The sequence below is a fragment of the Citrobacter sp. EC_71 genome (genome assembly GCF_019584005.1).
Classification (GTDB): domain Bacteria; phylum Pseudomonadota; class Gammaproteobacteria; order Enterobacterales; family Enterobacteriaceae; genus Citrobacter; species Citrobacter werkmanii.
The window spans coordinates 178440-201497 of the sequence record NZ_VDAY01000005.1 but is presented as its reverse complement, the minus strand read 5'-3'; the positions used below and the strand labels follow the sequence as shown (position 1 = coordinate 201497).

Here is a 23058-nt window from a genome sequence, read left to right as displayed (position 1 = left end):
TTACCTCTTACGCCAGACGCGGGTTAACTTTATCTGCATCGATGTTGAATTTGGTGATTGCGTCAGCAACCACTTTCTTATCGATTTCGCCACGTTTAGCCAGTTCGCCCAGGGCCGCTACAACCACGTAGGAAGCATCAACTTCGAAGTGGTGACGCAGGTTTTCACGGCTGTCAGAGCGACCGAAGCCGTCAGTACCCAGTACGCGGTAATCATCAGCCGGTACATAAGTACGAACCTGTTCGGCAAACAGTTTCATATAGTCAGTAGATGCTACTGCCGGTGCGTCGTTCATCACCTGAGCGATGTACGGAACGCGCGGCGTTTCCATCGGGTGCAGCATGTTCCAGCGCTCACAATCCTGACCATCACGCGCCAGTTCAGTGAAGGAGGTTACGCTGTACACGTCAGAACCAACACCGTAGTCGTTCGCCAGGATCTGGGCAGCTTCACGGACGTGACGCAGGATAGAACCGGAGCCCAGCAGCTGAACTTTACCTTTGCTACCTTCGAGGGTTTCGAGTTTGTAGATACCTTTACGGATACCTTCCTCGGCGCCTGCTGGCATTGCCGGCATGTGGTAGTTTTCGTTCAGGGTGGTGATGTAGTAGTAAACGTTCTCTTGTTTCTCACCGTACATACGCTCCAGACCATCGTGCATGATGACCGCAACTTCGTATGCGTAAGACGGATCGTAAGAGATACAGTTCGGGATAGTCAGAGACTGAATATGGCTGTGACCATCTTCGTGCTGCAGACCTTCGCCGTTCAGCGTAGTACGACCGGAAGTACCACCAATCAGGAAGCCGCGCGCCTGCTGGTCACCAGCCTGCCAGCACAGGTCGCCGATACGCTGGAACCCGAACATGGAGTAGTAGATGTAGAACGGGATCATCGGCAGATCGTTGGTGCTGTATGAGGTCGCAGCAGCCAACCAGGATGCGCCGGCACCCAGTTCGTTGATACCTTCCTGCAGGATCTGACCTTTCTCGTCTTCTTTATAGTAAGCAACCTGCTCACGGTCCTGCGGGGTGTACTGCTGACCGTTCGGGCTGTAGATACCGATCTGACGGAACAGACCTTCCATACCGAAAGTACGCGCTTCGTCAGCGATGATCGGAACTAGACGATCTTTGATCGACTTGTTCTTCAGCATCACGTTCAGGGCACGAACGAACGCGATAGTGGTGGAGATTTCTTTGTTCTGCTCTTCCAGCAGCGCACCGAAGTCTTCCAGAGCCGGCAGTTCAAGCTTCTCGCTGAAGTTCGGCTGACGAGCAGGCAGGTAGCCGTGCAGTTTCTGACGCTGAGCGTGCAGATAGGTGTGCTCTTCAGAACCTTCCGGGAAGGTGATGTAAGACAGGTTTTCAACCTGCTCATCGGTCACTGGAACGTTGAAACGGTCGCGGATATAACGCACGCCGTCCATGTTCATTTTCTTAACCTGGTGAGCGATGTTTTTACCTTCAGCAGTGTCACCCATGCCGTAACCTTTAATGGTATGGGCGAGGATTACAGTTGCTTTGCCTTTGGTTTCCTGCGCTTTTTTCAGTGCAGCGTAGACTTTCTTCGGATCGTGACCACCACGGTTCAGGGCCCAAATCTGCTCGTCAGTCCAGTCAGCAACCAGCGCTGCGGTTTCCGGGTATTTACCGAAGAAGTGCTCACGTACGTATGCGCCATCTTTGGATTTGAAGGTCTGGTAGTCGCCGTCAACGGTTTCGTTCATCAGCTGGATCAGTTTACCGCTGGTGTCTTTACGCAGCAGCTCATCCCAACGACCGCCCCACATGACTTTGATAACGTTCCAGCCAGCACCTGCAAAGATGCCTTCCAGTTCGTTAACAATCTTGCCGTTACCGGTGACCGGGCCGTCAAGACGCTGCAGGTTACAGTTGATAACAAAGACCAGGTTGTCCAGTTTTTCACGGGTCGCGATAGTGATCGCACCTTTAGATTCTGGCTCATCCATCTCGCCGTCGCCGAGGAAGGCGTAAACGGTTTGTTTAGAGGTATCTTTCAGGCCACGGTGTTCCAGATATTTCAGGAATTTAGCCTGGTAGATAGCACCGATTGGGCCCAGACCCATAGAGACGGTCGGGAACTGCCAGAATTCTGGCATCAGTTTCGGGTGCGGGTAGGAAGACAGGCCTTTGCCGTGAACTTCCTGCCGGAAGTTGTTCATCTGCTCTTCGGTCAGACGACCTTCCAGGAATGCGCGTGCGTAGATACCCGGAGAGATGTGCCCCTGGAAGTATACCAGGTCGCCGCCATCCTGCTCGTTGCGTGCACGGAAGAAGTGGTTGAAGCAAACATCATATACCGTTGCGGAGGACTGGAAGGATGCCATGTGGCCACCCAGCTCAAGGTCCTTTTTAGACGCGCGCAGTACGGTCATGATGGCGTTCCAGCGGATAGCAGAACGGATACGACGTTCCAGATCCAGATTACCCGGATATTCCGGTTCATCTTCAACGGCAATAGTGTTTACATAATTGCTGGCCCCTGCACCTGCCGCTACTTTCACGCCGCCTTTGCGCGCTTCTGAAAGCAGTTGGTCGATCAGATACTGAGCACGCTCAACACCTTCTTCACGGATGACCGATTCGATCGCCTGTAGCCAGTCGCGAGTTTCGATCGGATCCACGTCATTTGGGAAACGTTCTGACATGGGGGTATTCCTTATCTATCTAATACGTTGAGTTATCTGGAACCTGTCCCATTGTGTTCTCGCTCAAGAGCACAATAAGACAGGTTCTGCGTTTAGTTGCCGCGCATTTTATTAGCGCTTGATTTACAACATCTTCTGGTTAACGTTCTGCCAGAAAAATCACTAATTCTTTCGTTGCTCCAGACGGCGTAAGGCGCGTTCACGACGGCTTTCCTCACGGCTTCTGTCCAGTAAAATCTCTTCGATAAACGCCAGGTGACGGTGAGACGCTTCACGCGCCTCTTCAGGCTTCCCGGCGATGATTGCTTCAAAGATACGGGTACGATGACTGCTTACCAGCGGCAGCATCTCGCGACGCGCGTACAGCAATTCGAAGTTTTGACGAACATTCTGGGCCAGCATCGGCTCCATACACCTTAGCAGATGGAGCAGTACCACATTGTGTGCGGCTTCGGTGACAGCAATTTGATACTGGAGTACCGCATCGGATTCGCCGTCCAGATCGCCGGACTGTTGCGCAAGCTCGATCGCATGGTGGAGTTCACGGATACGCGTTTTGTCTTCATCCGTGCTGCGTAATGCAGCGTAATAGGCTGCAATACCTTCCAACGCATGGCGCGTCTCAAGCAGGTCAAACTGGGATTCAGGATGGTCAGAGAGCAGCTCTACCAGTGGGTCGCTAAAGCTCTGCCACAGGCTGCTCTGAACAAAAGTGCCACCGCCCTGACGACGAAGCAGTAACCCCTTCGCTTCAAGGCGTTGGATCGCCTCGCGCAAGGAGGGGCGGGAGACGTCAAACTGTTTTGCCAGCTCGCGTTCCGGTGGGAGTTTTTCTCCGGGGCGAAGTGTCCCCTCAAGAATTAAAAACTCCAGCTGCTGCTCAATCACATCGGAGAGTTTTGGTTGGCGGATTTTGCTGTAGGCCATGATTTCCTGTCTTAAGCCATTTGCCCGGAGTCAATTGGTCTTACCAATTTCATGTTCTTGACGCTAAAGTAACAAAGTATTCACCTTCTGTCCATACAGGTTTTGATTGAAATCAGTAAAGGGGGCATATTTTAACAACATTACAGAAATAACGTTTCAAACATGTAACTATGCACAAATGTTAAATTTACCCACCATGGGGTAGTTTTAACCGAATTGAAACGAAAAAATATATTATCTGAACCGATTCACCTACCTAATTATCGACTCGTAAAGCGAAATTTATGAATAAATATTCAAAATGGAAATTTTGAGGTAGATAAACTCGCATTTACAAATGGTTTCTTTTTATTCAACTCGTCAACACCCTCGCATAAAGCAGGTGCATTCGCGCTCGCATAACATTATTCTGATCAAGACAAAAGTATTAAGGCAACATTTCCTTATTGGCATCTGTAAACAAATTAATACAACAAACGGAATTGCAAACTTACACACGCATTGCTGCGTAGTTCAAAAAATAAGTACTCGAAATATGAAGAGTAAAACCACACACGAGGTTTAATGATGGAAAGTCAACCGCATGGCGATCAGCTCAAGCGCGGCCTTAAAAACCGCCATATACAGCTAATCGCGCTGGGTGGCGCGATTGGTACCGGGTTATTCCTTGGTAGCGCATCCGTTATCCAGTCTGCAGGACCGGGGATTATTCTCGGTTACGCTATTGCCGGCTTTATCGCCTTTTTGATCATGCGTCAGTTAGGTGAAATGGTGGTTGAAGAGCCGGTTGCAGGCTCCTTTAGCCACTTTGCCTATAAATACTGGGGCGGTTTCGCGGGTTTCTCTTCCGGCTGGAACTATTGGGTACTGTACGTTTTGGTTGCCATGGCAGAGCTGACTGCCGTAGGTAAATACATTCAGTTCTGGTATCCGGAGATCCCAACCTGGGTTTCTGCGGCTGCCTTCTTCGTGCTGATCAACGCCATCAACCTGACCAACGTGAAGGTGTTTGGCGAGATGGAGTTCTGGTTTGCCATTATTAAAGTCATTGCCGTAGTTGCGATGATCCTGTTCGGCGGCTGGTTGCTGTTTAGCGGTAACGGCGGCCCACAGGCCAGCGTCAGCAACTTGTGGAGCCAGGGGGGCTTCCTGCCACACGGCTTCACCGGTCTGGTGATGATGATGGCGATTATCATGTTCTCCTTTGGTGGGCTGGAACTGGTCGGCATCACCGCAGCAGAAGCCGATAACCCGGAGCAAAGCATTCCGAAAGCGACTAACCAGGTTATCTACCGTATCCTGATTTTCTATGTCGGTTCGCTGGCGGTTCTGCTTTCCCTGATGCCGTGGACACGCGTCACGGCTGATACCAGCCCGTTTGTCCTTATTTTCCACGAGCTGGGCGACACCTTTGTTGCCAATGCGCTGAACATCGTGGTGTTGACCGCCGCCCTTTCTGTCTATAACAGCTGTGTATACTGCAATAGCCGCATGCTGTTCGGTCTGGCGCAGCAGGGCAACGCGCCGAAAGCGCTGATGAACGTCGACAAGCGCGGCGTACCGGTGAACACCATTCTGGTCTCCGCGCTGGTAACGGCTCTATGTGTGTTGATCAACTATCTGGCGCCGGAATCCGCCTTTGGCCTGCTGATGGCATTGGTGGTTTCCGCCCTGGTGATCAACTGGGCGATGATCAGCCTGGCGCACATGAAGTTCCGCAAAGCCAAACAGCAGCAGGGCGTAACCACCCGCTTCCCGGCTCTGCTCTACCCGCTTGGTAACTGGGTGTGCCTGCTGTTCATGGCCGCAGTGCTGGTGATTATGCTGATGACGCCGGGCATGGCGATCTCGGTGTACTTAATCCCGGTATGGATTGGTATTCTTGGCATCGGCTATCTGTGCAAGCAGAAAACGGCCCGCGCGGTTAAAGCGCATTAAACTTCCCTCCCCCACCTGGACCGGGTGGGGGTTGTTACCTGCCTCACACTTTCCCATTCACGACTGTTTCGTCCATATCAGCGGCGTTATCCTGCAACGTAAAAACACCGGTACCAGACAATAATTCTCTCCATATCTCATTAATGGAGTGCAGTTGATGGAAACCAGTAAGCTCACGGTGAAAGAAAAGATCGGCTATGGAATGGGCGACGCCGGATGCAACATCATCTTTGGCGCCATCATGTTGTTTGTTAACTATTTTTACACAGATATTTTTGGTCTGGCGCCTGCCCTGGTCGGCGTATTACTGCTCTCAGTACGCGTTATAGATGCCGTTACCGACCCTATAATGGGCGCGATGGCCGACCGCACACGCAGTAAATATGGTCGATTTCGTCCATGGCTTTTGTGGATGGCTTTCCCTTACGCATTATTCAGCGTGCTTATGTTTACCACCCCTGAGTGGACGTATAACAGCAAAGTTATCTATGCCTTCGTCACCTACTTCCTGCTCTCTATTACCTATACGGCGATCAACATTCCCTACTGTTCGCTCGGCAGCGTTATCACCAACGATCCCAATGAACGCGTCGCCTGTCAGTCATATCGCTTTGTATTGGTAGGGATTGCAACCCTGCTACTCTCCCTCACCCTGCTGCCGATGGCTGACTGGTTTGGCGGGGAAGACAAAGCTAAAGGGTATCAGATGGCGATGGCGGTGCTCGCCTTCATCGGCATGTGCATGTTCTTGTTTTGCTTTGCATCAGTCCGTGAACGCGTTCGCCCCGCCGTGCAGACTAACGACGATTTAAAAGCCGACCTGAAAGATGTGTGGAAGAACGATCAGTGGGTAAAAATCCTGCTGTTAACCCTGTGCAACGTCTGCCCGGGCTTTATTCGCATGGCCGCCACCATGTACTACGTTACGTGGGTTATGCAACAAAGCACGCAGTTCGCCACGTTGTTTATCAGCCTCGGCGTCGTCGGCATGATGATCGGCAGCATGCTGGCGAAGGTATTAACCGATCGCTGGTGCAAACTGAAGGTGTTCTTCTGGACCAACATCATCCTGGCGATTTTCTCCGCTGCATTTTATTTCTTCGACCCGAAAGCCACCATGATGATCATGGTGCTCTACTTCCTGCTCAACATCCTGCATCAGATCCCTTCCCCGCTGCACTGGTCGTTGATGGCGGATGTCGATGACTACGGTGAGTGGAAAACCGGTAAGCGCATCACCGGGATCAGTTTCTCCGGTAACCTGTTCTTCCTCAAGCTGGGCCTGGCGATTGCCGGGGCGATGGTTGGCTTCCTGCTCTCCTGGTACGGCTACGACGCAGGGGCGAAAGCGCAAAGCGACTCTGCCATCAACGGTATTATGCTGCTGTTTACCATCATACCCGGCGTAGGGTACCTGATTACCGCAGGCGTGGTTCGCCTGCTAAAAGTTGACCGCGAGTTTATGCAGCAAATCCAGACCGATCTGGAAAAACGCCGTACCAACTACCGTGAACTGAATGAATACCACGATATAAAAACGACTGAACCCGTAAGGAAAGCCTAATGAATCAGTGGCCAAATCCCTTTATCGAACAACGCGCCGATCCGTTTATCTTACGCGACGGTAGCCACTACTATTTCATTGCGTCAGTGCCAGAATATGACCGGCTGGAGATCCGTCGGGCCGACTCTCTGGAGGGATTGCGCTCCGCCACTCCCGTTGTCGTCTGGCGTAAGCCGGAAAGTGGTCCTATGAGCCAGCTCATCTGGGCGCCGGAACTTCATCATCTGGCGGGCAAGTGGTACATCTATTTTGCCGCTACCCATACTCAGGCGCTTGATAAGCTGGGAATGTTCCAGCACCGCATGTTTGCTTTGGAGTGCGCAGACGCCGATCCGTTGACCGGCAAGTGGACAGAGAAAGGCCAGATTAAAACGCAGTTTGATACCTTCGCCCTGGATGCCACCACCTTTAATCATCAGGGGAAACAATGGTATCTATGGGCACAAAAATCACCCGATATCGCCGGAAATTCCAATATTTATCTCGCAGAGCTGGAAAACCCATGGACGATTAAAGGCGAGCCGGTCATGCTCAGCCATCCTGAGTATGACTGGGAATGCCGGGGTTTCTGGGTCAACGAAGGTCCGGCCGTCGTGGTGCATGGCGACAAGCTATTTATCAGCTATTCGGCCAGCGCCACCGATGAGAATTACTGTATGGGGTTGCTGTGGATTGACCTCAACGACGATCCGCTCACCCCGCAGAACTGGCATAAATCACCGCGCCCGGTCTTTACCACCAGCTATGAAAATCGTCAGTATGGACCGGGACACAACAGCTTTACGCAAACGCCGGAAGGTGAAGATGTACTGGTGTACCACGCGAGAAATTACACCGAAATTGAAGGCGATCCGTTGTACGATCCAAACCGCCATACGCGTCTGAAACTGGTACGCTGGGACGAAAACGGGATGCCTGATTTTGGCATCCCGCCTGCTGATACGATCTAAGCCGTTGCACTGCCCGGTGGAGCTAATGCTTACCGGGCCTACACGTTTTTCCACTGTAGGAAGCGTTAGCGCCATCCGGCAACAATCGCTAGATCAGCGTGCCGTAAATCGTCAACAGCGCAATAATCACCACCACCACAAACGAGGTCTTCTTCGCCATTGAAACAGCCGCTTTTGGCGTTTCGACTTTATCAGTATGCGGTTCACGCGCCAGAGAGAACTGCGCCAAACGAGTAAGCACCTGATATTGCGAAGTATGCAGATCCGCCAGTGAGGCAAACCAGGCCGGCAGCGCTTTCTCGCCGTGTCCCAGCAGCGCATAGACTACGCCAGCCAAACGAACCGGGATCCAGTCCAGCACATGCAGGATCGCATCAATACCCGATTGCAGACGCTGATGCGGCGTCTGATAGCGCGCCAGCCAGGACTGCCAGGCGCGTAAAAAGGCATAACCAACCAGCGTCACCGGTCCCCACGGACCACCAATGATCAACCAGAATAACGGCGCCAGATAAAAGCGGAAGTTGTTCCATAACAACGCGTTCTGCAGTTCACGCAGGAACTCACGCTCATCACAGTCCGGCGGAACACCATGGATAAGCGTCAGCTCGCTGGCCATCGCCTCACGAGCATGTACATCATCACGAGATGCCGCCTGTAAATAGGCGTGATAGTGGAGACGCGCCTTGCCTGCTCCAATGCACAGCAAGCCAATTAAGATCCACGCCACCAGTAACGGAACGTTAAACAGCAGCCCATGAACCGCGCGCAGCAGCAGGAATGTCAGCCCCATTGCAATCAGGGTCATGCCCACCGTACGCATCATCGAGAAGTGCTTAATTCGGCGGAAAAAAGCTTCCACCCGATGATCAAGCTGCCAGTGCTCACCCAGCTTAAACAGGCGTTCAACAATCAACACCATTAATGTTGTAAACAACGTCATGTCATCTCCTTGTGCGACGAGGGGGTGACCAGGGCGCGAAATTTTGCCCAGTCAAAAGACGGCCCGGGATCGGTCTTACGCTCGGGGGCAATGTTGCAGTGTCCAGTTATATTGCTGGCAATGGTCGGATAACGCGTAATCAGTGCATTCGTCACGGCGGCCAGTTGCTTATACTGTGCATCGGTATAGGCCAGCGTATCCGTTCCTTCCAGCTCGATACCAATTGAAAAATCATTACAGCGCTCACGCCCCTGATAATTTGACACGCCCGCATGCCAGGCTCGTTTATCAAAAGGGACGTACTGCACAATCTCACCATCACGGCGGATCAAACAATGGGCTGAGACGCGCAAATGGGCGATCTCAGCAAAAAAAGGATGGGCCTTGGGATCAATCGTGCCGGTAAACAACGCGTCTATCCACGGGCCGCCAAACTCGCCGGGCGGCAGGCTGATATTATGCACCACCAGCAGAGAAGGGGTTTCGTCATCCGGGCGGCAATCGTAATGAGGAGAGGGAACGCGTCGCGCCTCTGCCAGCCAGCCCTCGTCTAACAACATGCAGAATCTCCTTATTGGTGGTGCTCATATCAGGTTCAGGGTAGCATGTTTCCACCTTATGATTCGTTAGCAATTTGGAGTTTTATCATGCCGCCTCGCCGCTATAACCCTGACTACCGACGTGACGCGCTGTTGGAACGCATAAATCTGGATATCCCTGCCGCTGTAGCTCAGGCACTGCGCGAAGATTTAGGCGGAGAAGTTGATGCCAATAACGATATCACCGCACAGCTTTTACCCGAAGACATGCGCTCCCACGCCACCGTGATCACCCGAGAAAATGGCGTTTTTTGCGGGAAACGTTGGGTGGAAGAGGTCTTTATTCAATTGGCTGGCGATGATGTCAACATCACCTGGCATGTCGAGGATGGCGACAGCATTAAAGCTAATCAACCGCTGTTTGAGCTGGACGGACCTTCCCGCGTACTGCTGACCGGCGAACGTACCGCGCTTAATTTTGTGCAGACGCTTTCGGGTGTGGCGAGCGAGGTGCGTAAATACGTCGATCTGCTGGCAGGGACAAAAACCCAACTACTGGATACACGTAAAACGCTGCCAGGGCTGCGTACTGCCCTGAAATACGCCGTGTTATGCGGCGGCGGCGCAAATCATCGTCTGGGGCTTTCTGACGCCTTCCTGATTAAAGAAAACCATATTATTGCTTCTGGTTCGGTACGCCAGGCCGTTGAAAAAGCCTTCTGGTTGCATCCGGATGTACCCGTTGAAGTTGAAGTTGAAAGCCTGGAAGAACTGGACGACGCGCTGAAAGCCGGGGCGGACATCATCATGCTCGATAACTTCGAAACTGAGCAAATGCGCGAAGCGGTAAAACGCACCAACGGCCAGGCGCGTCTGGAAGTCTCGGGTAACGTCACCCATGAAACACTGCGAGAATTTGCCGAAACCGGTGTGGACTTTATCTCCGTTGGCGCACTGACCAAGCACGTCCGCGCGCTCGATCTCTCCATGCGTTTTCGTTAATTTCTAATAGCAAGGCCCGATGGCGCTTCGCTTATCGGGCATCCCCCCAGCCGGATAAGACATTTACGCCGTCATCCGGCAGTTTCTTCGAGCCCCTTCGCAAATACGTTGTCTGATGCTGTAATTTCGTAAAAATCCTCTGAACCCGCCTTCCCGTTCTGTTTTTTGTCTCTCGCCTAAGATCCGTTCGATTTGCCAAAGTAGCGCCAGCTAACTCCAGGAGCGAATCAACAATGGACAAACAACGAGGCTTCACGCTTATCGAACTAATGGTGGTCATTGGCATCATTGCCATTCTTAGCGCCATCGGTATTCCGGCTTATCAAAACTATCTACGCAAAGCCGCCCTGACAGACATGCTGCAAACCTTTGTCCCCTATCGCACCGCGGTCGAACTCTGTGCGCTGGAGCATGGTGGAACGGAGACTTGCGATGCCGGGACCAATGGCATCCCCTCCCCCACAACCACCCGTTATGTCTCAGGCATGAGTGTTGAAAAAGGCGTTGTCAGTCTCACAGGCCAGGAAAGCCTGAACGGGCTAAGCATCACGATGACGCCGGGTTGGGATAATGCCAACGGTATTACCGGCTGGAGCCGTAACTGCGCCATTCAAAATGACAGCGCACTGCAACAGGCTTGCGAAGACGTTTTCCGCTTCGATACCTACTAAGGAAAAGAGATGAATACCACGCAACTTACGGCGCTATGCCAACGTTATCAGGGAATATTACTCGATGCAGACAATGAAGTAGTACACATCGCCGTGGTGGATGCACCATCCCATGAGCTGCTGGATGCCCTGCATTTTGCCACCACCCGACGTATCGACATTGTTTGCTGGACGCGCCAGCAAATGGAAGGGCACACGCATACGCCACAGAAAATGTTACCGGTCGTAGTGTCTGAAAGCAGCGCTACCGCAGCCGGGGTGCTGAATCAGACGTTTCAATCCGCCCTGGCGCAACGGGCTTCTGATATTCACTTTGAACCCGCGGAACATCGCTATCGGATCAGATTACGCGTGGATGGCGTATTACATGCTTTGCCAGAAGTCCCAACTGAGATGGGCATCGCTATCACCGCGAGATTAAAAGTATTAGGCAGTCTGGATATCGCCGAGCACCGGCTGCCACAAGACGGACAATTTACCGTTGAGATTTCAGGGCAGCCCATTTCGTTTCGTATCTCCACCCTGCCCTGTCGCTGGGGTGAAAAGGTAGTGCTGCGGCTACTTCAACAGGTCGATCAGACGCTGGATATCACTACGCTGGGAATGCAGGACGAACAGCTGGCAGCATTTTCGCAAGCGTTGCAGCAGCCTCAAGGGCTGATTCTGGTTACCGGGCCTACCGGGAGCGGTAAAACGGTCACCCTGTACAGCGCGCTACAAACCCGAAATACATCAGATGTGAATCTTTGTAGCGTAGAGGACCCGGTAGAGATCCCGATCTCAGGCCTTAACCAGACACAAATTCACCCACGCGCAGGTCTTACTTTTCAGGGAGTATTGCGCGCGCTGCTGCGCCAGGATCCCGACATCATTATGGTCGGCGAAATCCGCGATGGCGAAACGGCTGAAATAGCGCTTAAGGCAGCACAAACCGGCCATCTGGTTCTGTCAACACTGCATACAAATTCCACCAGTGAAACCCTGGTGCGCCTGCAGCAAATGGGGGTTGCGCGTTGGATGATCGCCTCCGCGCTGACGCTCGTCATTGCCCAACGGCTGGTCAGAAAGCTATGCCCCCATTGCCGACAACGCCTGGAGACATCCATCACGCTCCCCAAAGCAATCTGGCCCATGCCACTGCCACGTTGGCATGCGCCTGGTTGCGAACATTGTTATCACGGGTTTTATGGCCGTACCGCATTGTTTGAAGTGCTGCCCGTTACTCCTGCATTACGCCAGAATATCGCCAGCGGCACATCCGTAGACGGGGTGGAGTCAGATGCTCTGCTATCAGGGAGTACGCTTTTCGGGAATGGCTGTCAGGCCGTCGAACAAGGCTTAACGACATATGAAGAACTGATTCGCGTACTGGGCGTACCGCATGTCAGCTAAACAGCTTTGGCGCTGGCAAGGCATTAACAACGAAGGTGAGCCGTCGGAAGGCGTATTATGGGCTGAAACCCGACTCTCGCTGATACGTGTTCTGGAGCAGCGGCATATGACGCCGTTACATATTAAACGTATGCGTGTCAAAAACTCGCACTGGAGCCGTGAAAGGAGCGCCGAAACCATCCATCAGTTGGCAACATTGCTGAAAGCAGGGCTAACACTCTCGACAGCGCTAACCCTGCTGGCTGAACAGCATCCCAGCAGCCAGTGGCAGGCGCTCCTGCGCACGCTGGCTCACGATATGGAGCAGGGCATTTCCCTCTCCACCTCACTCGCAACATGGCAACACGTTTTTCCGCCACTTTATCAGGCGATGATCCGTACCGGAGAGCTTACAGGTAAGCTGGATGATTGCTGTTTTGAACTCGCCAGACAGCAAAAAAACCAGCAGCAACTCGCTGATAAAGTTAAAAAAGCCCTGCGCTATCCGATTATCATCATCACGATGGCGGTAATGGTCGTATTTGCGATGCTGCAGTTTGTGCTCCCTGAGTTTGCCGCCATCTACCAAACGTTCAACACCCCACTACCGGCGCTCACTCGGGGGATTATTGCCATCGCCGACTATAGCAGCCAATGGGGGTGGCTGGCGGTAGCATTCACTATGCTCTCGGTTATGACATATCACGTGATCAAACAGAAACCGTATTGGCTCATTCTGAGTCAGAAATTGTTGCTTGGGCTCCCGGTGACAGGCGCGATGGTCAGAGGGCAAAAACTCACGCAGATCTTTACTGTTCTGGCGTTAACGCAAAACGCAGGCATTCCCTTTTTACAGGGTCTTGAGAGCGTAACTGAAACGCTTGCCAGCCCTTTCTGGTCTCAACGTTTAGCGCAGGTTCATCACGATATCAGCGCCGGGAAACCTGTCTGGTTGGCGCTGAAAAATTGCGGTGAATTCAGTCCATTATGTATACAGCTGGTAAGAACGGGGGAAGCATCAGGTTCGCTGGATGCAATGCTGCGTAATCTCGCCCACCATCACGGAGAGAAAACGCTGTCTCAGGCGGAAAATCTGGCTGCGCTACTTGAGCCCGCGTTACTGGTCATTACGGGTTTGATCATCGGTACGCTGGTTGTCGCGATGTATTTACCGATTTTCCATTTGGGAGATGCAATGAGCGGCGTGGGATAAAGCTGGCGCATTACCACACGCCAGCTTGATCATGTTACAGACTATTGAAAACGCGGTTTTCTTGTTCCTGTACACGAATAAACGTTGTACGTTTGGTCAGCTCTTTCAGACGAGATGCACCGACATAAGTACAGGCTGAACGCAGGCCGCCGAGGATATCGCGAGCGGTATTATCAACCGGACCACGCAGCGGCAGCTTAACGGTTTTACCTTCTGCGGCGCGGTACTGTGCAACACCACCTACGTGACGCGTCATGGCAGATTCAGAGCTCATACCGTAGAACAGCATGAATTTCTCACCGTTCTCTTCAACAATTTTGCCGCCACTTTCTTCATGACCGGCCAGCATCCCGCCGAGCATAACGAAGTCCGCACCGCCGCCGAACGCTTTTGCCACGTCACCCGGCATTGTGCAGCCACCGTCGCTGACAATCATACCGCCCAGACCGTGGGCTGCATCGGCACATTCAATCACTGCTGAAAGCTGCGGATAGCCAACGCCGGTTTTTACACGCGTGGTACATACAGAACCTGGCCCAATACCGACTTTGACAATGTCCGCACCGGAAAGCACCAGCTCTTCACACATTTCGCCGGTAACTACATTGCCCGCACAGATCGTTTTCGTCGGCCATGCTTCACGCGCTTTTGAGACAAACTGAACAAAATGCTCTGAGTAGCCATTTGCCACATCAATGCAGATAAAGTTCAGCGCCGGGTTGAGCGCCAGAATCTGTTTGGTTTTTTCGAAATCAGCGTCAGAGGTGCCGGTTGAAACCATCACATGCTTGAGCACATCGGTAGAAGTCTCTGCGATAAAAGCAGACCAGTCTTCAACAGAATAGTGTTTGTGCACAGCCGTCAGGATGTCGAAAGATGCCAGAGCCTTTGCCATGGCAAACGTCCCGACAGTGTCCATGTTCGCAGCGATAATCGGTACGCCGGACCAGGTCTGACCTGAATGCTTAAAGGTAAATTGACGTTCCAGCTCAACATCGGAACGGCTTTTGAGAGTAGAACGCTTAGGGCGGATAAGAACGTCTTTGAAACCTAACTTCAGATCTTCTTCGATACGCATGTGCGGATTCCTGGGGTTAATGGCGAAAAATCGAAACTCACAACTCCAGTGACGCTATCATACGCACTAATCAATGCCGCGCAAGACTGCGAAATTCTCTTTTTTTACGCTACAATCCCATAAATTTACCTGGCGAATAGTAGGTTAATCCTGCAGTAGCCTCGCCTTCACGCGCTTAACTTTTAACTGTTTGATAATCAAACTTAAACTCCAGGATCTGCATCTATGAGGTATACAGTAGCCTTAACCGGCGGCATTGGCAGTGGTAAAAGCACCGTTGCAAATGCGTTCGCTGACCTCGGAATAAACGTGATTGATGCAGATATCATTGCGCGTCAGGTGGTTGAACCAGGTAAGCCTGCCCTCATGGCGATTAAAGAACATTTTGGTTCCGACGTGATAGCCGCTGACGGGTCGCTACAGCGACGCATTTTACGCGAACGTATTTTTTCCAATCCTGAGGAAAAAAGCTGGCTAAATGCGCTGCTCCATCCGCTTATTCAGCAGGAAACACAGCGTCAGTTTGATCAAGCGACCTCGCCCTATCTGTTATGGGTTGTCCCATTGCTGGTAGAGAATTCGCTGTATAAAAAAGCCAACCGCGTGCTGGTGGTGGATGTCACCCCTGAGACCCAGCTCAGACGAACCATGCAGCGTGATGATGTGACGCGCGAGCATGTTGAACAAATTCTTGCTGCCCAGGCAACGCGTGAAGCGCGTCTGGCCGTGGCAGACGATGTTATTGATAATAATGGCGCACCGGAAGCCATCGCCTCGGATGTCGCCCGCCTGCACGCGCTCTATTTGCAATGCGCGTTGCAGTTTGTCTCACAGGAAAAACCGTAATGCACACCCAGGTCCTTTTTGAACACCCTCTCAATGAGAAGATGCGTACATGGCTGCGCATAGAGTTTTTGATCCAACAGCTCTCCGTTAATTTACCTATTGCAGACCATGCAGGGGCGCTGCATTTTTTCCGTAATATCGGCGACTTACTGGATGTCTTTGAACGCGGTGAAGTCCGAACCGAACTCCTGAAAGAACTTGAACGACAACAGCGTAAACTCCAGGCCTGGGTTGAAGTTCCCGGCGTCGATCAAAGCAGAATCGACGCATTGCGCCAACAGTTAAAAAGCGCGGGCAGCATTCTGATTTCGGCCCCACGCATTGGACAAACGCTGCGTGAAGATCGTCTGATTGGCCTCGTGCGTCAGCGTTTAAGCATTCCTGGCGGATGCTGCAGTTTCGATCTTCCCACCCTGCATATCTGGTTACATTTACCGCAGCCGCAACGCGACGCGCAGGTTGAAACCTGGCTTGCCAGCCTGAATCCGCTCAACCAGGCGTTGTCGCTGGTGCTGGATTTAATTCGTAACTCGGCGCCGTTTCGTAAACAAACCAGCCTGAATGGTTTTTACCAGGATAACGGCGAAGATGCCGATTTGCTGCGCTTGCAGCTGCCGCTGGATTCGCAGCTTTATCCGCAAATTTCTGGTCATAAGAGCCGTTTTGCCATTCGTTTTATGCCGCTGGATAGCGAGAATGGCCAGGTGCCTGAGCGTCTCGATTTTGATCTGGCGTGCTGTTAAGGAGTCAACATGTCTGAACAAACCATCGTCAACTGCCCAACCTGCGGCAAACCCGTGGTGTGGGCTGAAGTCAGTCCATTTCGCCCATTCTGCAGCAAACGCTGCCAGTTAATCGATCTGGGAGAGTGGGCCGCAGAAGAGAAACGTATCCCAAGCTCTGGCGATCTGTCGGAAAGCGACGACTGGAGTGAAGAGCAGAAATAACTCTGCCAAAACGGGAGAAGGCAACGCCGCATCCGGCGTTGTATGTTGTTTTGCCTGATGGCGCTGCGCTTATCAGGCCTACGAACGAAAACGTAGGGCGGGCAAGCGTAGCGCCCCCGCCATAATTGGCCGGATGTGGCATTGCCTTATCCGGCCTACGAACACCATTAGCCCGCAATTAGCTTTTCAATTACCGGCGCATTCGCGGGCGGGAAGTCCTCCACATTCAGAGCATCTTGCACAATCCACTGCGCCGGTTGTCCCTCTTTGCCCCACGGTTCGCCTTCCCAGCTCTCAACCAGCCAGAACCATAGCGTGATGTGCCGGTCCGGAAACTGATACTCCAGCTTTTCGAACAATGAATTCTGAGTCGGTGTGATCCCAACTTCTTCCTGTAGTTCGCGAATCAGCGCCTGCTCTGGCGTTTCACCCGCTTCAATTTTCCCGCCGGGGAATTCCAGCTTATTTGCCATATGGGCATCCGCCGCACGCTGGGTGATAAAAATTTCATTGTGCTGGTTACGAATAATCCCGACGGCGATCTGTAGTATTTTCATTTTCATCGTCCATAAAAAAGGCGCAGAAGTCTGCGCCTTTTCAATAAGTTATTTTCTTAGCTCAGACGACCATGACACTGTTTGTATTTCTTGCCGGAACCGCAAGGGCACGGATCGTTACGACCCACTTTACGATCGCCGGTTTGTGCTGCCAGCTCTTCTGCTGCGGCGGAATCGTCACCTTTATGGCTCAACTGCTGCATCTGCGCTAAACGCTCAGCTTCTTCACGACGCTGCTGCTCCATCGCTTCTACTTCTTCTGGCATACGTACCTGAACTTTGCTCAGGGTACTGATCACTTCATACTTCAGTGATTCCAGCATTGATGCAAACATAGAGAAGGATTCGCGCTTATATTCCTGCTTCGGATCTTTTTGCGCATAACCACGCAGATGGATACCCTGACGCAGGTAATCCATTGCCGCAAGGTGCTCTTTCCACAGCGAGTCGAGCGTTTGCAGCATCACGCCTTTTTCGAAGTGACGCATCATCTCTGCGCCCACAACTTCTTCTTTGCGCTGATAAACTTCCACCGCGTTTGCCAGAATACGTTCACGCAGCGTTTCTTCGTGCAGCTCAGGTTCTTTATCCAGCCACTCTGAAATCGGCATATCCAGATCGAAGTCGTTTTTCAGGCGCTCCTGCAGACCAGGAATATCCCACATTTCTTCCAGAGACTGCGGCGGAATATAGGCATCAATCGTCGCTTTGAAGACGTCTTCGCGGATACTGTTAATGGTTTCGCTAACGTCAGAGACGTCCAGCAGTTCGTTACGCTGGGTGTAGATTGCACGTCGCTGGTCGTTTGCAACGTCATCATATTCCAGCAGTTGCTTACGAATATCGAAGTTGCGGCTTTCCACTTTACGCTGCGCGTTTGCAATCGCTTTCGTCACCCACGGGTGTTCAATCGCTTCACCCGGCTTCATACCCAGTTTACGCATCATGCCGGACACGCGGTCAGAGGCAAAAATACGCATCAGCGCATCTTCCATCGACAGGTAGAAACGAGACGAACCCGCATCCCCCTGACGACCGGAACGGCCGCGCAGCTGGTTATCGATACGACGAGATTCATGGCGCTCAGTACCGATAATATGTAAACCACCGGCCGCTAACACCGCGTCATGACGAACCTGCCAGTCAGCTTTGATCTGGGCAATCTGTTCCGGAGTTGGGTCTTCCAGCTCGGCAACTTCCGCCTGCCAGCTACCACCCAACACGATATCGGTACCACGACCCGCCATGTTTGTCGCAATAGTTACGGCTGACGGATAACCCGCCTGAGCAACGATATCCGCTTCGCTGGCGTGGAACTTGGCGTTCAGTACGTTGTGCTTGATACCCGCTTTGGTCAGCTCGTTAGAGACCACTTCCGATTTTTCAATGGAGATAGTACCCACCAGCACCGGCTGGCCATTTGCGGTACGCTCTTTAATATCTTCAATAATCGCCTGAATTTTTTCCGCTTCGGTCATGTACACCAGATCCGGTAAATCCTTACGGATCATCGGACGGTTGGTCGGAACGACCACGGTATCCAGTTTGTAGATGGAGCTGAATTCAAACGCTTCAGTGTCTGCAGTACCGGTCATACCGGCCAGTTTTTCGTACAAACGGAAGTAGTTCTGGAAGGTAATGGATGCCAGCGTCTGGTTTTCGTTCTGGATCTCCACCCCTTCTTTCGCTTCAACAGCCTGGTGCAGGCCATCGGACCAGCGACGCCCCTGCATCGTACGACCAGTGTGTTCGTCGACGATGATAACTTCGCCATCTTTCACGATGTAGTCGACGTCACGGGTAAACAGCACGTGCGCGCGCAGTGCGGCAGTCACGTGGTGCATCAGCATAATGTTGCCCGGAGAGTACAGCGACTCGCCCTCATCCATAATGCCTTCGTTCACCAGCAGTTCTTCAATCAGCACCAGACCACGTTCGGTCAGGTTAACCTGGCGTGCCTTCTCATCTACGGAGAAGTGACCTTCGCCCTGGAAAGTGTCGGAATCTTCCTTCTCCTGACGGATCAGGTGCGGAATGATTTTGTTCACTTTTTTATACATTTCCGAGCTGTCTTCAGCCGGACCGGAAATGATCAGCGGCGTACGCGCTTCATCGATCAAGATGGAGTCGACTTCATCGACCAATGCATAGTGCAGTTTACGCTGAACGCGCTCTTCCGGGCTAAACGCCATGTTGTCACGCAGGTAGTCAAAGCCGTATTCGTTGTTGGTACCGTAAGTAATATCAGCGTTGTAGGCTTCACGCTTGGCTGGTGCTGGCAGGCCAGACATGTTGATACCCACGGTCATGCCGAGGAATTCAAACAGTGGGCGGTTATTTTCAGCGTCACGCTGAGCCAGGTAGTCGTTCACGGTAACCACGTGTACGCCTTTGCCACTTAACGCGTTCAGGTACGCCGGCAGCGTTGCGGTCAGGGTTTTACCTTCACCGGTACGCATTTCCGCGATGCAGCGGTCGTTCAGGACCATACCGCCCAGCAGCTGAACATCGAAGTGGCGCATGCCGAACACACGCTTACTCGCTTCGCGGACCACCGCGAACGCTTCCGGGATCAGGCTCTCAACGCTGGCGCCTTTTTCCAGACGGGCACGGAATTCAGCGGTCTTCGCTTTCAGCTCATCATCGGAGAGTTTTTCCATCTCCGGTTCCATTGCGTTGATGACATTGACCACTTTACGCATACGACGCAGCGTACGTTCGTTACGGCTACCGAATACTTTTGTTAATAATTTGATTAGCATAATAAAATCTCAAACGCCCCGCAGTGCGGAGTCAAAAATTATAAGTTGGAAGGTTCTTTTTTAGCTGAGGCGTTGAGGGCCAGCGCGGATACCCTGCAGCTGGCTGATCCAGACCGGAACGCTAAACGCGGCCTGAGAGGTAAAGTGTGCGTATGTCACGCGACTTACTGTCGCGGGCGGAGTGCCTTCTTGCGTCAGCATCGCGCTGAGCGTATTCAATAACGCAAGATGGTGCGCCTGGATTGGCAACGGCTCTTCGGCAACGGGCAGCGCCTGAGGAGCCATAGCAAAAGAAAGATGGCGAATAACCGTACGAATAGCATGCTGATGCCAGTAGTCGACGGTAAAATTCGGGCGGCGATTGGTCGCTTCCAGCAAAGCAAGCTGGTTAAAGTTAACTTTAGCGCCTTGATCGTGATTGCTGGCGGTCGCCTTCGCGGGGGTATTAGGTTCAGCAGCATTACCGAGCGCGGGCAGGCCAAAACTAGCCGCGACCATCCCCAACAGGAGATGCGGCCAGAAGTACCGTCTGCCTAACTGTCGCCAGCGCGTCAGTATTCCACTCACGTTATTGCCACCTGATATACCCTGCGTTTGGGGTTACATATGCAAAACCATTTTTTGCGCACAAATATTACCATTAATGCGTTCGCACCACAGCAGTAATGACGCAAGTCGCGGGTAAATATGCTTAAGAAAGCAGCGATCGAACGCTATTTTACTCGGCCGGTGGGGAGAAAGTCGCTTCAGGGAAGGTGGTTTGCAATCGGAAAATAAAAAACGACTGGTTCACCTGGCCGGAGAGAGTGCCAGATTAACCAGTCGAATTTATGCGACAACGTATATCGTTATGCCAGTACGGTCGAAGGTGCTTTGAACGCCAACGGCAGTTCTGCATCGTCCTGGAAGGTCACATATTCCCAGGCTTCCTGTTTCGCCAGGACCGCCTGCAACAGTTTGTTATTCAATGCATGACCGGATTTATACGCGGTGAATGCACCAATAATGTTGTGACCACACATGAACAAGTCACCAATTGCGTCGAGCATTTTGTGACGAACGAATTCGTCTTCAAAACGCAGGCCGTCTTCGTTCAATACGCGATAATCGTCAACAACGATGGCACAATCGAAGCTGCCGCCCAGGCACAGGCCGCGGGACTGCAGATATTCGATATCACGCATGAAGCCGAAAGTACGCGCGCGGCTGATCTGGCGCATGAACGCATCCGCAGAGAAGTTCATCGCGTAGCGCTGCGTGCTGGAGTCGATTGCCGGATGGTTAAAGTCGATGGTGAAATCCAACGTGAAACCATTATACGGCTTAAACTCAGCCCACTTATCGCCATCTTCGACACGAACGGTCTCTTTGATGCGAACAAATTTTTTGGCGCTGCTCAGTTCTTCAATACCCGCATCAAGCAGCAGATAAACGAACGGAGCGGCACTGCCATCCATGATCGGGATTTCCGGGGCGTTAACTTCAATAACGATGTTATCGATACCTAAGCCCGCCAGAGCAGCGTTAAGGTGCTCAACGGTTGAAATCCGTACATCATGCTCATTGACCAGACACGTACAGAGCATGGTATCACGCACAGATTTGGCATCGGCCGGGAAATCTACCGGAGGATTCAAGTCGGTGCGACGATAGATGACCCCGGTGTTGGCCGGCGCAGGGCGTAATGTCAGGGTGACTTTTTTGCCGGTATGCAAACCGACGCCAGTCGCCTGAACGATACGTTTAAGAGTCCTTTGTTTGATCATCGTATAATCTCGCCAAATTACCTATCCAACCGAAGTGTACTATACATTCGGTGGGCCAGTTTAGCACAAAGAGCCACAATTCCCAAATTCCAGCTAATTCTTAATCAGCTTGCTTACGCAGGAACGCAGGGATATCCAGATAATCCGGCTCTTTAGTGGTTTGCGGCGTATTGTCGTTCACCACTTTCGCAACCGGTTTTTGCTCTTGCGTCAACGGCGCCATACCGTGTTGCTGGTAACGATCCATTACCGGTTGCTGAACCTGCTTGTTGGTTACCAGAGTGATTTCAGGACGCTTGTCCATACCAATTCCAGTGGCAACAACGGTCACGCGCAGTTCGTCGTTCATATCCGGGTCCAGAGAGGTACCGATAACCACGGTCGCGTTATCCGATGCAAAGGCACGGATGGTGTTACCGACGGTTTCGAACTCATCCAGACGCAGGTCGAAGCCCGCAGTAATGTTGACCAACACGCCGCGCGCGCCGGACAGATCGATATCTTCCAGCAGCGGGGAAGAGATTGCCATTTCAGCCGCTTCTTCCGCACGGTCTTCACCGCTTGCCACGCCGGAGCCCATCATCGCGTAGCCCATTTCGGACATCACGGTGCGCACGTCTGCAAAGTCGACGTTCATCAGGCCCGGACGCGTAATCAGTTCAGCGATACCCTGGACTGCGCCTTTCAGCACATCGTTCGCTGCGCCAAACGCATCCAGCAGGGAGATACCACGGCCCAGCACTTTCAGCAGTTTGTCGTTCGGGATAGTGATCAGAGAGTCCACGTGTTTGGACAGCTCGGTGATACCCTGCTCAGCGAATGCCATACGCTTCTTGCCTTCAAAGTTGAAAGGCTTAGTCACGACAGCAACAGTCAGGATACCTAAATCTTTTGCTACTTCAGCAACCACTGGCGCTGCACCGGTTCCGGTACCGCCGCCCATACCTGCTGCAATAAACACCATGTCTGCGCCGTCAAGCGCTGCACGCAGAGCTTCACGATCTTCGTCTGCCGCATTACGACCGACTTCCGGGTTTGCACCCGCGCCCAGACCTTTGGTGATGCCGCTACCAATCTGAATGGTCTGTCCAACCGCCGTTTTACGCAACGCCTGAGCGTCGGTATTCACCGCGAAGAATTCAACACCTTCGATGCGCTCGCGCACCATGTGTTCAACGGCATTACCGCCGCCGCCGCCGACGCCGATGACTTTAATCACCGCGTCATTGGTTAGTTCCATAGGTTCAAACATAGTTTCTCTCTCCGTTGTGCCTGTCGCCTGAGACCTTTAATGTGCGTCGGTCTCTTTAAAA

20 protein-coding genes are annotated in these 23058 nt (G+C 52.4%); 10 read left to right on the top strand and 10 right to left on the bottom strand.

Going from position 1 to position 23058, the window contains the following annotated elements:
* Positions 1 to 7: 7 nt before the first annotated feature.
* Positions 8 to 2671 (bottom strand): pyruvate dehydrogenase (acetyl-transferring), homodimeric type, encoded by a 2664-nt coding sequence (gene aceE / locus FHD02_RS07425; RefSeq protein ID WP_137360259.1) that lies wholly within the window; start codon positions 2669 to 2671, stop codon positions 8 to 10.
* A gap of 162 nt (positions 2672 to 2833) precedes the next feature.
* Positions 2834 to 3598 carry a pyruvate dehydrogenase complex transcriptional repressor PdhR gene (pdhR, locus tag FHD02_RS07420; protein ID WP_003018699.1) on the bottom strand — a complete coding sequence of 255 codons (765 nt, stop codon included), beginning with the start codon at positions 3596 to 3598 and terminating at the stop codon, positions 2834 to 2836.
* 564 nt (positions 3599 to 4162) lie between these two features.
* Between pdhR and aroP the strand changes: the two genes are divergently transcribed.
* The 3 genes from aroP (at position 4163) to FHD02_RS07405 (ending at position 8050) form a co-directional block, all read left to right on the top strand.
* Positions 4163 to 5536, top strand: a complete 1374-nt coding sequence (aroP, locus tag FHD02_RS07415; RefSeq protein ID WP_165406846.1) for an aromatic amino acid transporter AroP — start codon at positions 4163 to 4165, stop codon at positions 5534 to 5536.
* A gap of 157 nt (positions 5537 to 5693) precedes the next feature.
* The gene (locus FHD02_RS07410; RefSeq protein WP_137360258.1) at positions 5694 to 7100 is read left to right on the top strand and encodes a glycoside-pentoside-hexuronide (GPH):cation symporter; all 1407 of its coding nucleotides are present in this window, start codon (positions 5694 to 5696) and stop codon (positions 7098 to 7100) included.
* Complete coding sequence (locus FHD02_RS07405) at positions 7100 to 8050, top strand: family 43 glycosylhydrolase (RefSeq protein WP_137360257.1); 951 nt, start codon at positions 7100 to 7102, stop codon at positions 8048 to 8050. Before FHD02_RS07410 ends, FHD02_RS07405 begins: the two co-directional genes overlap by 1 nt.
* An 88-nt stretch (positions 8051 to 8138) precedes the next feature.
* On the opposite strand, the gene ampE is transcribed toward FHD02_RS07405, so the two are convergent.
* Positions 8139 to 8993, bottom strand: a complete 855-nt coding sequence (gene ampE / locus FHD02_RS07400) for a beta-lactamase regulator AmpE (protein ID WP_137371178.1) — start codon at positions 8991 to 8993, stop codon at positions 8139 to 8141.
* Entirely contained in the window at positions 8990 to 9553 is a 564-nt protein-coding gene (gene ampD / locus FHD02_RS07395) for a 1,6-anhydro-N-acetylmuramyl-L-alanine amidase AmpD (protein ID WP_061382950.1), read from the bottom strand. Before ampD ends, ampE begins: the two co-directional genes overlap by 4 nt.
* An 87-nt stretch (positions 9554 to 9640) precedes the next feature.
* Between ampD and nadC the strand changes: the two genes are divergently transcribed.
* The 4 genes from nadC to hofC all read left to right on the top strand — a co-directional run bounded on the left by nadC (position 9641) and on the right by hofC (position 13789).
* Positions 9641 to 10534 (top strand): carboxylating nicotinate-nucleotide diphosphorylase, encoded by an 894-nt coding sequence (nadC, locus tag FHD02_RS07390; RefSeq protein WP_042312634.1) that lies wholly within the window; start codon positions 9641 to 9643, stop codon positions 10532 to 10534.
* 233 nt (positions 10535 to 10767) lie between these two features.
* Entirely contained in the window at positions 10768 to 11205 is a 438-nt protein-coding gene (gene ppdD / locus FHD02_RS07385; protein ID WP_042312306.1) for a prepilin peptidase-dependent pilin, read from the top strand.
* Between the two features lie 9 nt (positions 11206 to 11214).
* Positions 11215 to 12597, top strand: a complete 1383-nt coding sequence (gene gspE, locus FHD02_RS07380; RefSeq protein WP_137371177.1) for a type II secretion system protein GspE — start codon at positions 11215 to 11217, stop codon at positions 12595 to 12597.
* Entirely contained in the window at positions 12587 to 13789 is a 1203-nt protein-coding gene (gene hofC, locus FHD02_RS07375; RefSeq protein ID WP_220393769.1) for a protein transport protein HofC, read from the top strand. Before gspE ends, hofC begins: the two co-directional genes overlap by 11 nt.
* A 34-nt stretch (positions 13790 to 13823) precedes the next feature.
* On the opposite strand, the gene FHD02_RS07370 is transcribed toward hofC, so the two are convergent.
* Positions 13824 to 14867 carry a GMP reductase gene (locus FHD02_RS07370; protein ID WP_042312312.1) on the bottom strand — a complete coding sequence of 348 codons (1044 nt, stop codon included), beginning with the start codon at positions 14865 to 14867 and terminating at the stop codon, positions 13824 to 13826.
* Between the two features lie 225 nt (positions 14868 to 15092).
* Between FHD02_RS07370 and coaE the strand changes: the two genes are divergently transcribed.
* From coaE to yacG, 3 genes are read left to right on the top strand one after another with little or no spacing between them, the layout of a single operon-like run.
* The gene (coaE, locus tag FHD02_RS07365; RefSeq protein ID WP_220393768.1) at positions 15093 to 15713 is read left to right on the top strand and encodes a dephospho-CoA kinase; all 621 of its coding nucleotides are present in this window, start codon (positions 15093 to 15095) and stop codon (positions 15711 to 15713) included.
* Positions 15713 to 16456, top strand: coding sequence for a cell division protein ZapD (gene zapD, locus FHD02_RS07360; protein WP_038637234.1), 744 nt, complete (start codon positions 15713 to 15715; stop codon positions 16454 to 16456). The genes coaE and zapD overlap by 1 nt, the downstream gene beginning before the upstream one ends.
* A gap of 9 nt (positions 16457 to 16465) precedes the next feature.
* Complete coding sequence (yacG, locus tag FHD02_RS07355; RefSeq protein WP_003018740.1) at positions 16466 to 16660, top strand: DNA gyrase inhibitor YacG; 195 nt, start codon at positions 16466 to 16468, stop codon at positions 16658 to 16660.
* 167 nt (positions 16661 to 16827) lie between these two features.
* Here the strand turns inward: yacG and mutT are convergent, their stop codons facing one another.
* From mutT to ftsZ, 5 genes are all read right to left on the bottom strand, one after another.
* Positions 16828 to 17217, bottom strand: coding sequence for an 8-oxo-dGTP diphosphatase MutT (mutT, locus tag FHD02_RS07350; RefSeq protein ID WP_042312636.1), 390 nt, complete (start codon positions 17215 to 17217; stop codon positions 16828 to 16830).
* A gap of 56 nt (positions 17218 to 17273) precedes the next feature.
* The gene (gene secA / locus FHD02_RS07345; protein WP_042312318.1) at positions 17274 to 19979 is read right to left on the bottom strand and encodes a preprotein translocase subunit SecA; all 2706 of its coding nucleotides are present in this window, start codon (positions 19977 to 19979) and stop codon (positions 17274 to 17276) included.
* A gap of 60 nt (positions 19980 to 20039) precedes the next feature.
* The gene (gene secM / locus FHD02_RS07340; protein ID WP_042312321.1) at positions 20040 to 20546 is read right to left on the bottom strand and encodes a secA translation cis-regulator SecM; all 507 of its coding nucleotides are present in this window, start codon (positions 20544 to 20546) and stop codon (positions 20040 to 20042) included.
* A gap of 281 nt (positions 20547 to 20827) precedes the next feature.
* Entirely contained in the window at positions 20828 to 21745 is a 918-nt protein-coding gene (lpxC, locus tag FHD02_RS07335; protein WP_006686706.1) for a UDP-3-O-acyl-N-acetylglucosamine deacetylase, read from the bottom strand.
* Positions 21746 to 21845: 100 nt separating this feature from the next.
* Entirely contained in the window at positions 21846 to 22997 is a 1152-nt protein-coding gene (gene ftsZ / locus FHD02_RS07330; RefSeq protein ID WP_003018753.1) for a cell division protein FtsZ, read from the bottom strand.
* Positions 22998 to 23058: the final 61 nt, after the last annotated feature.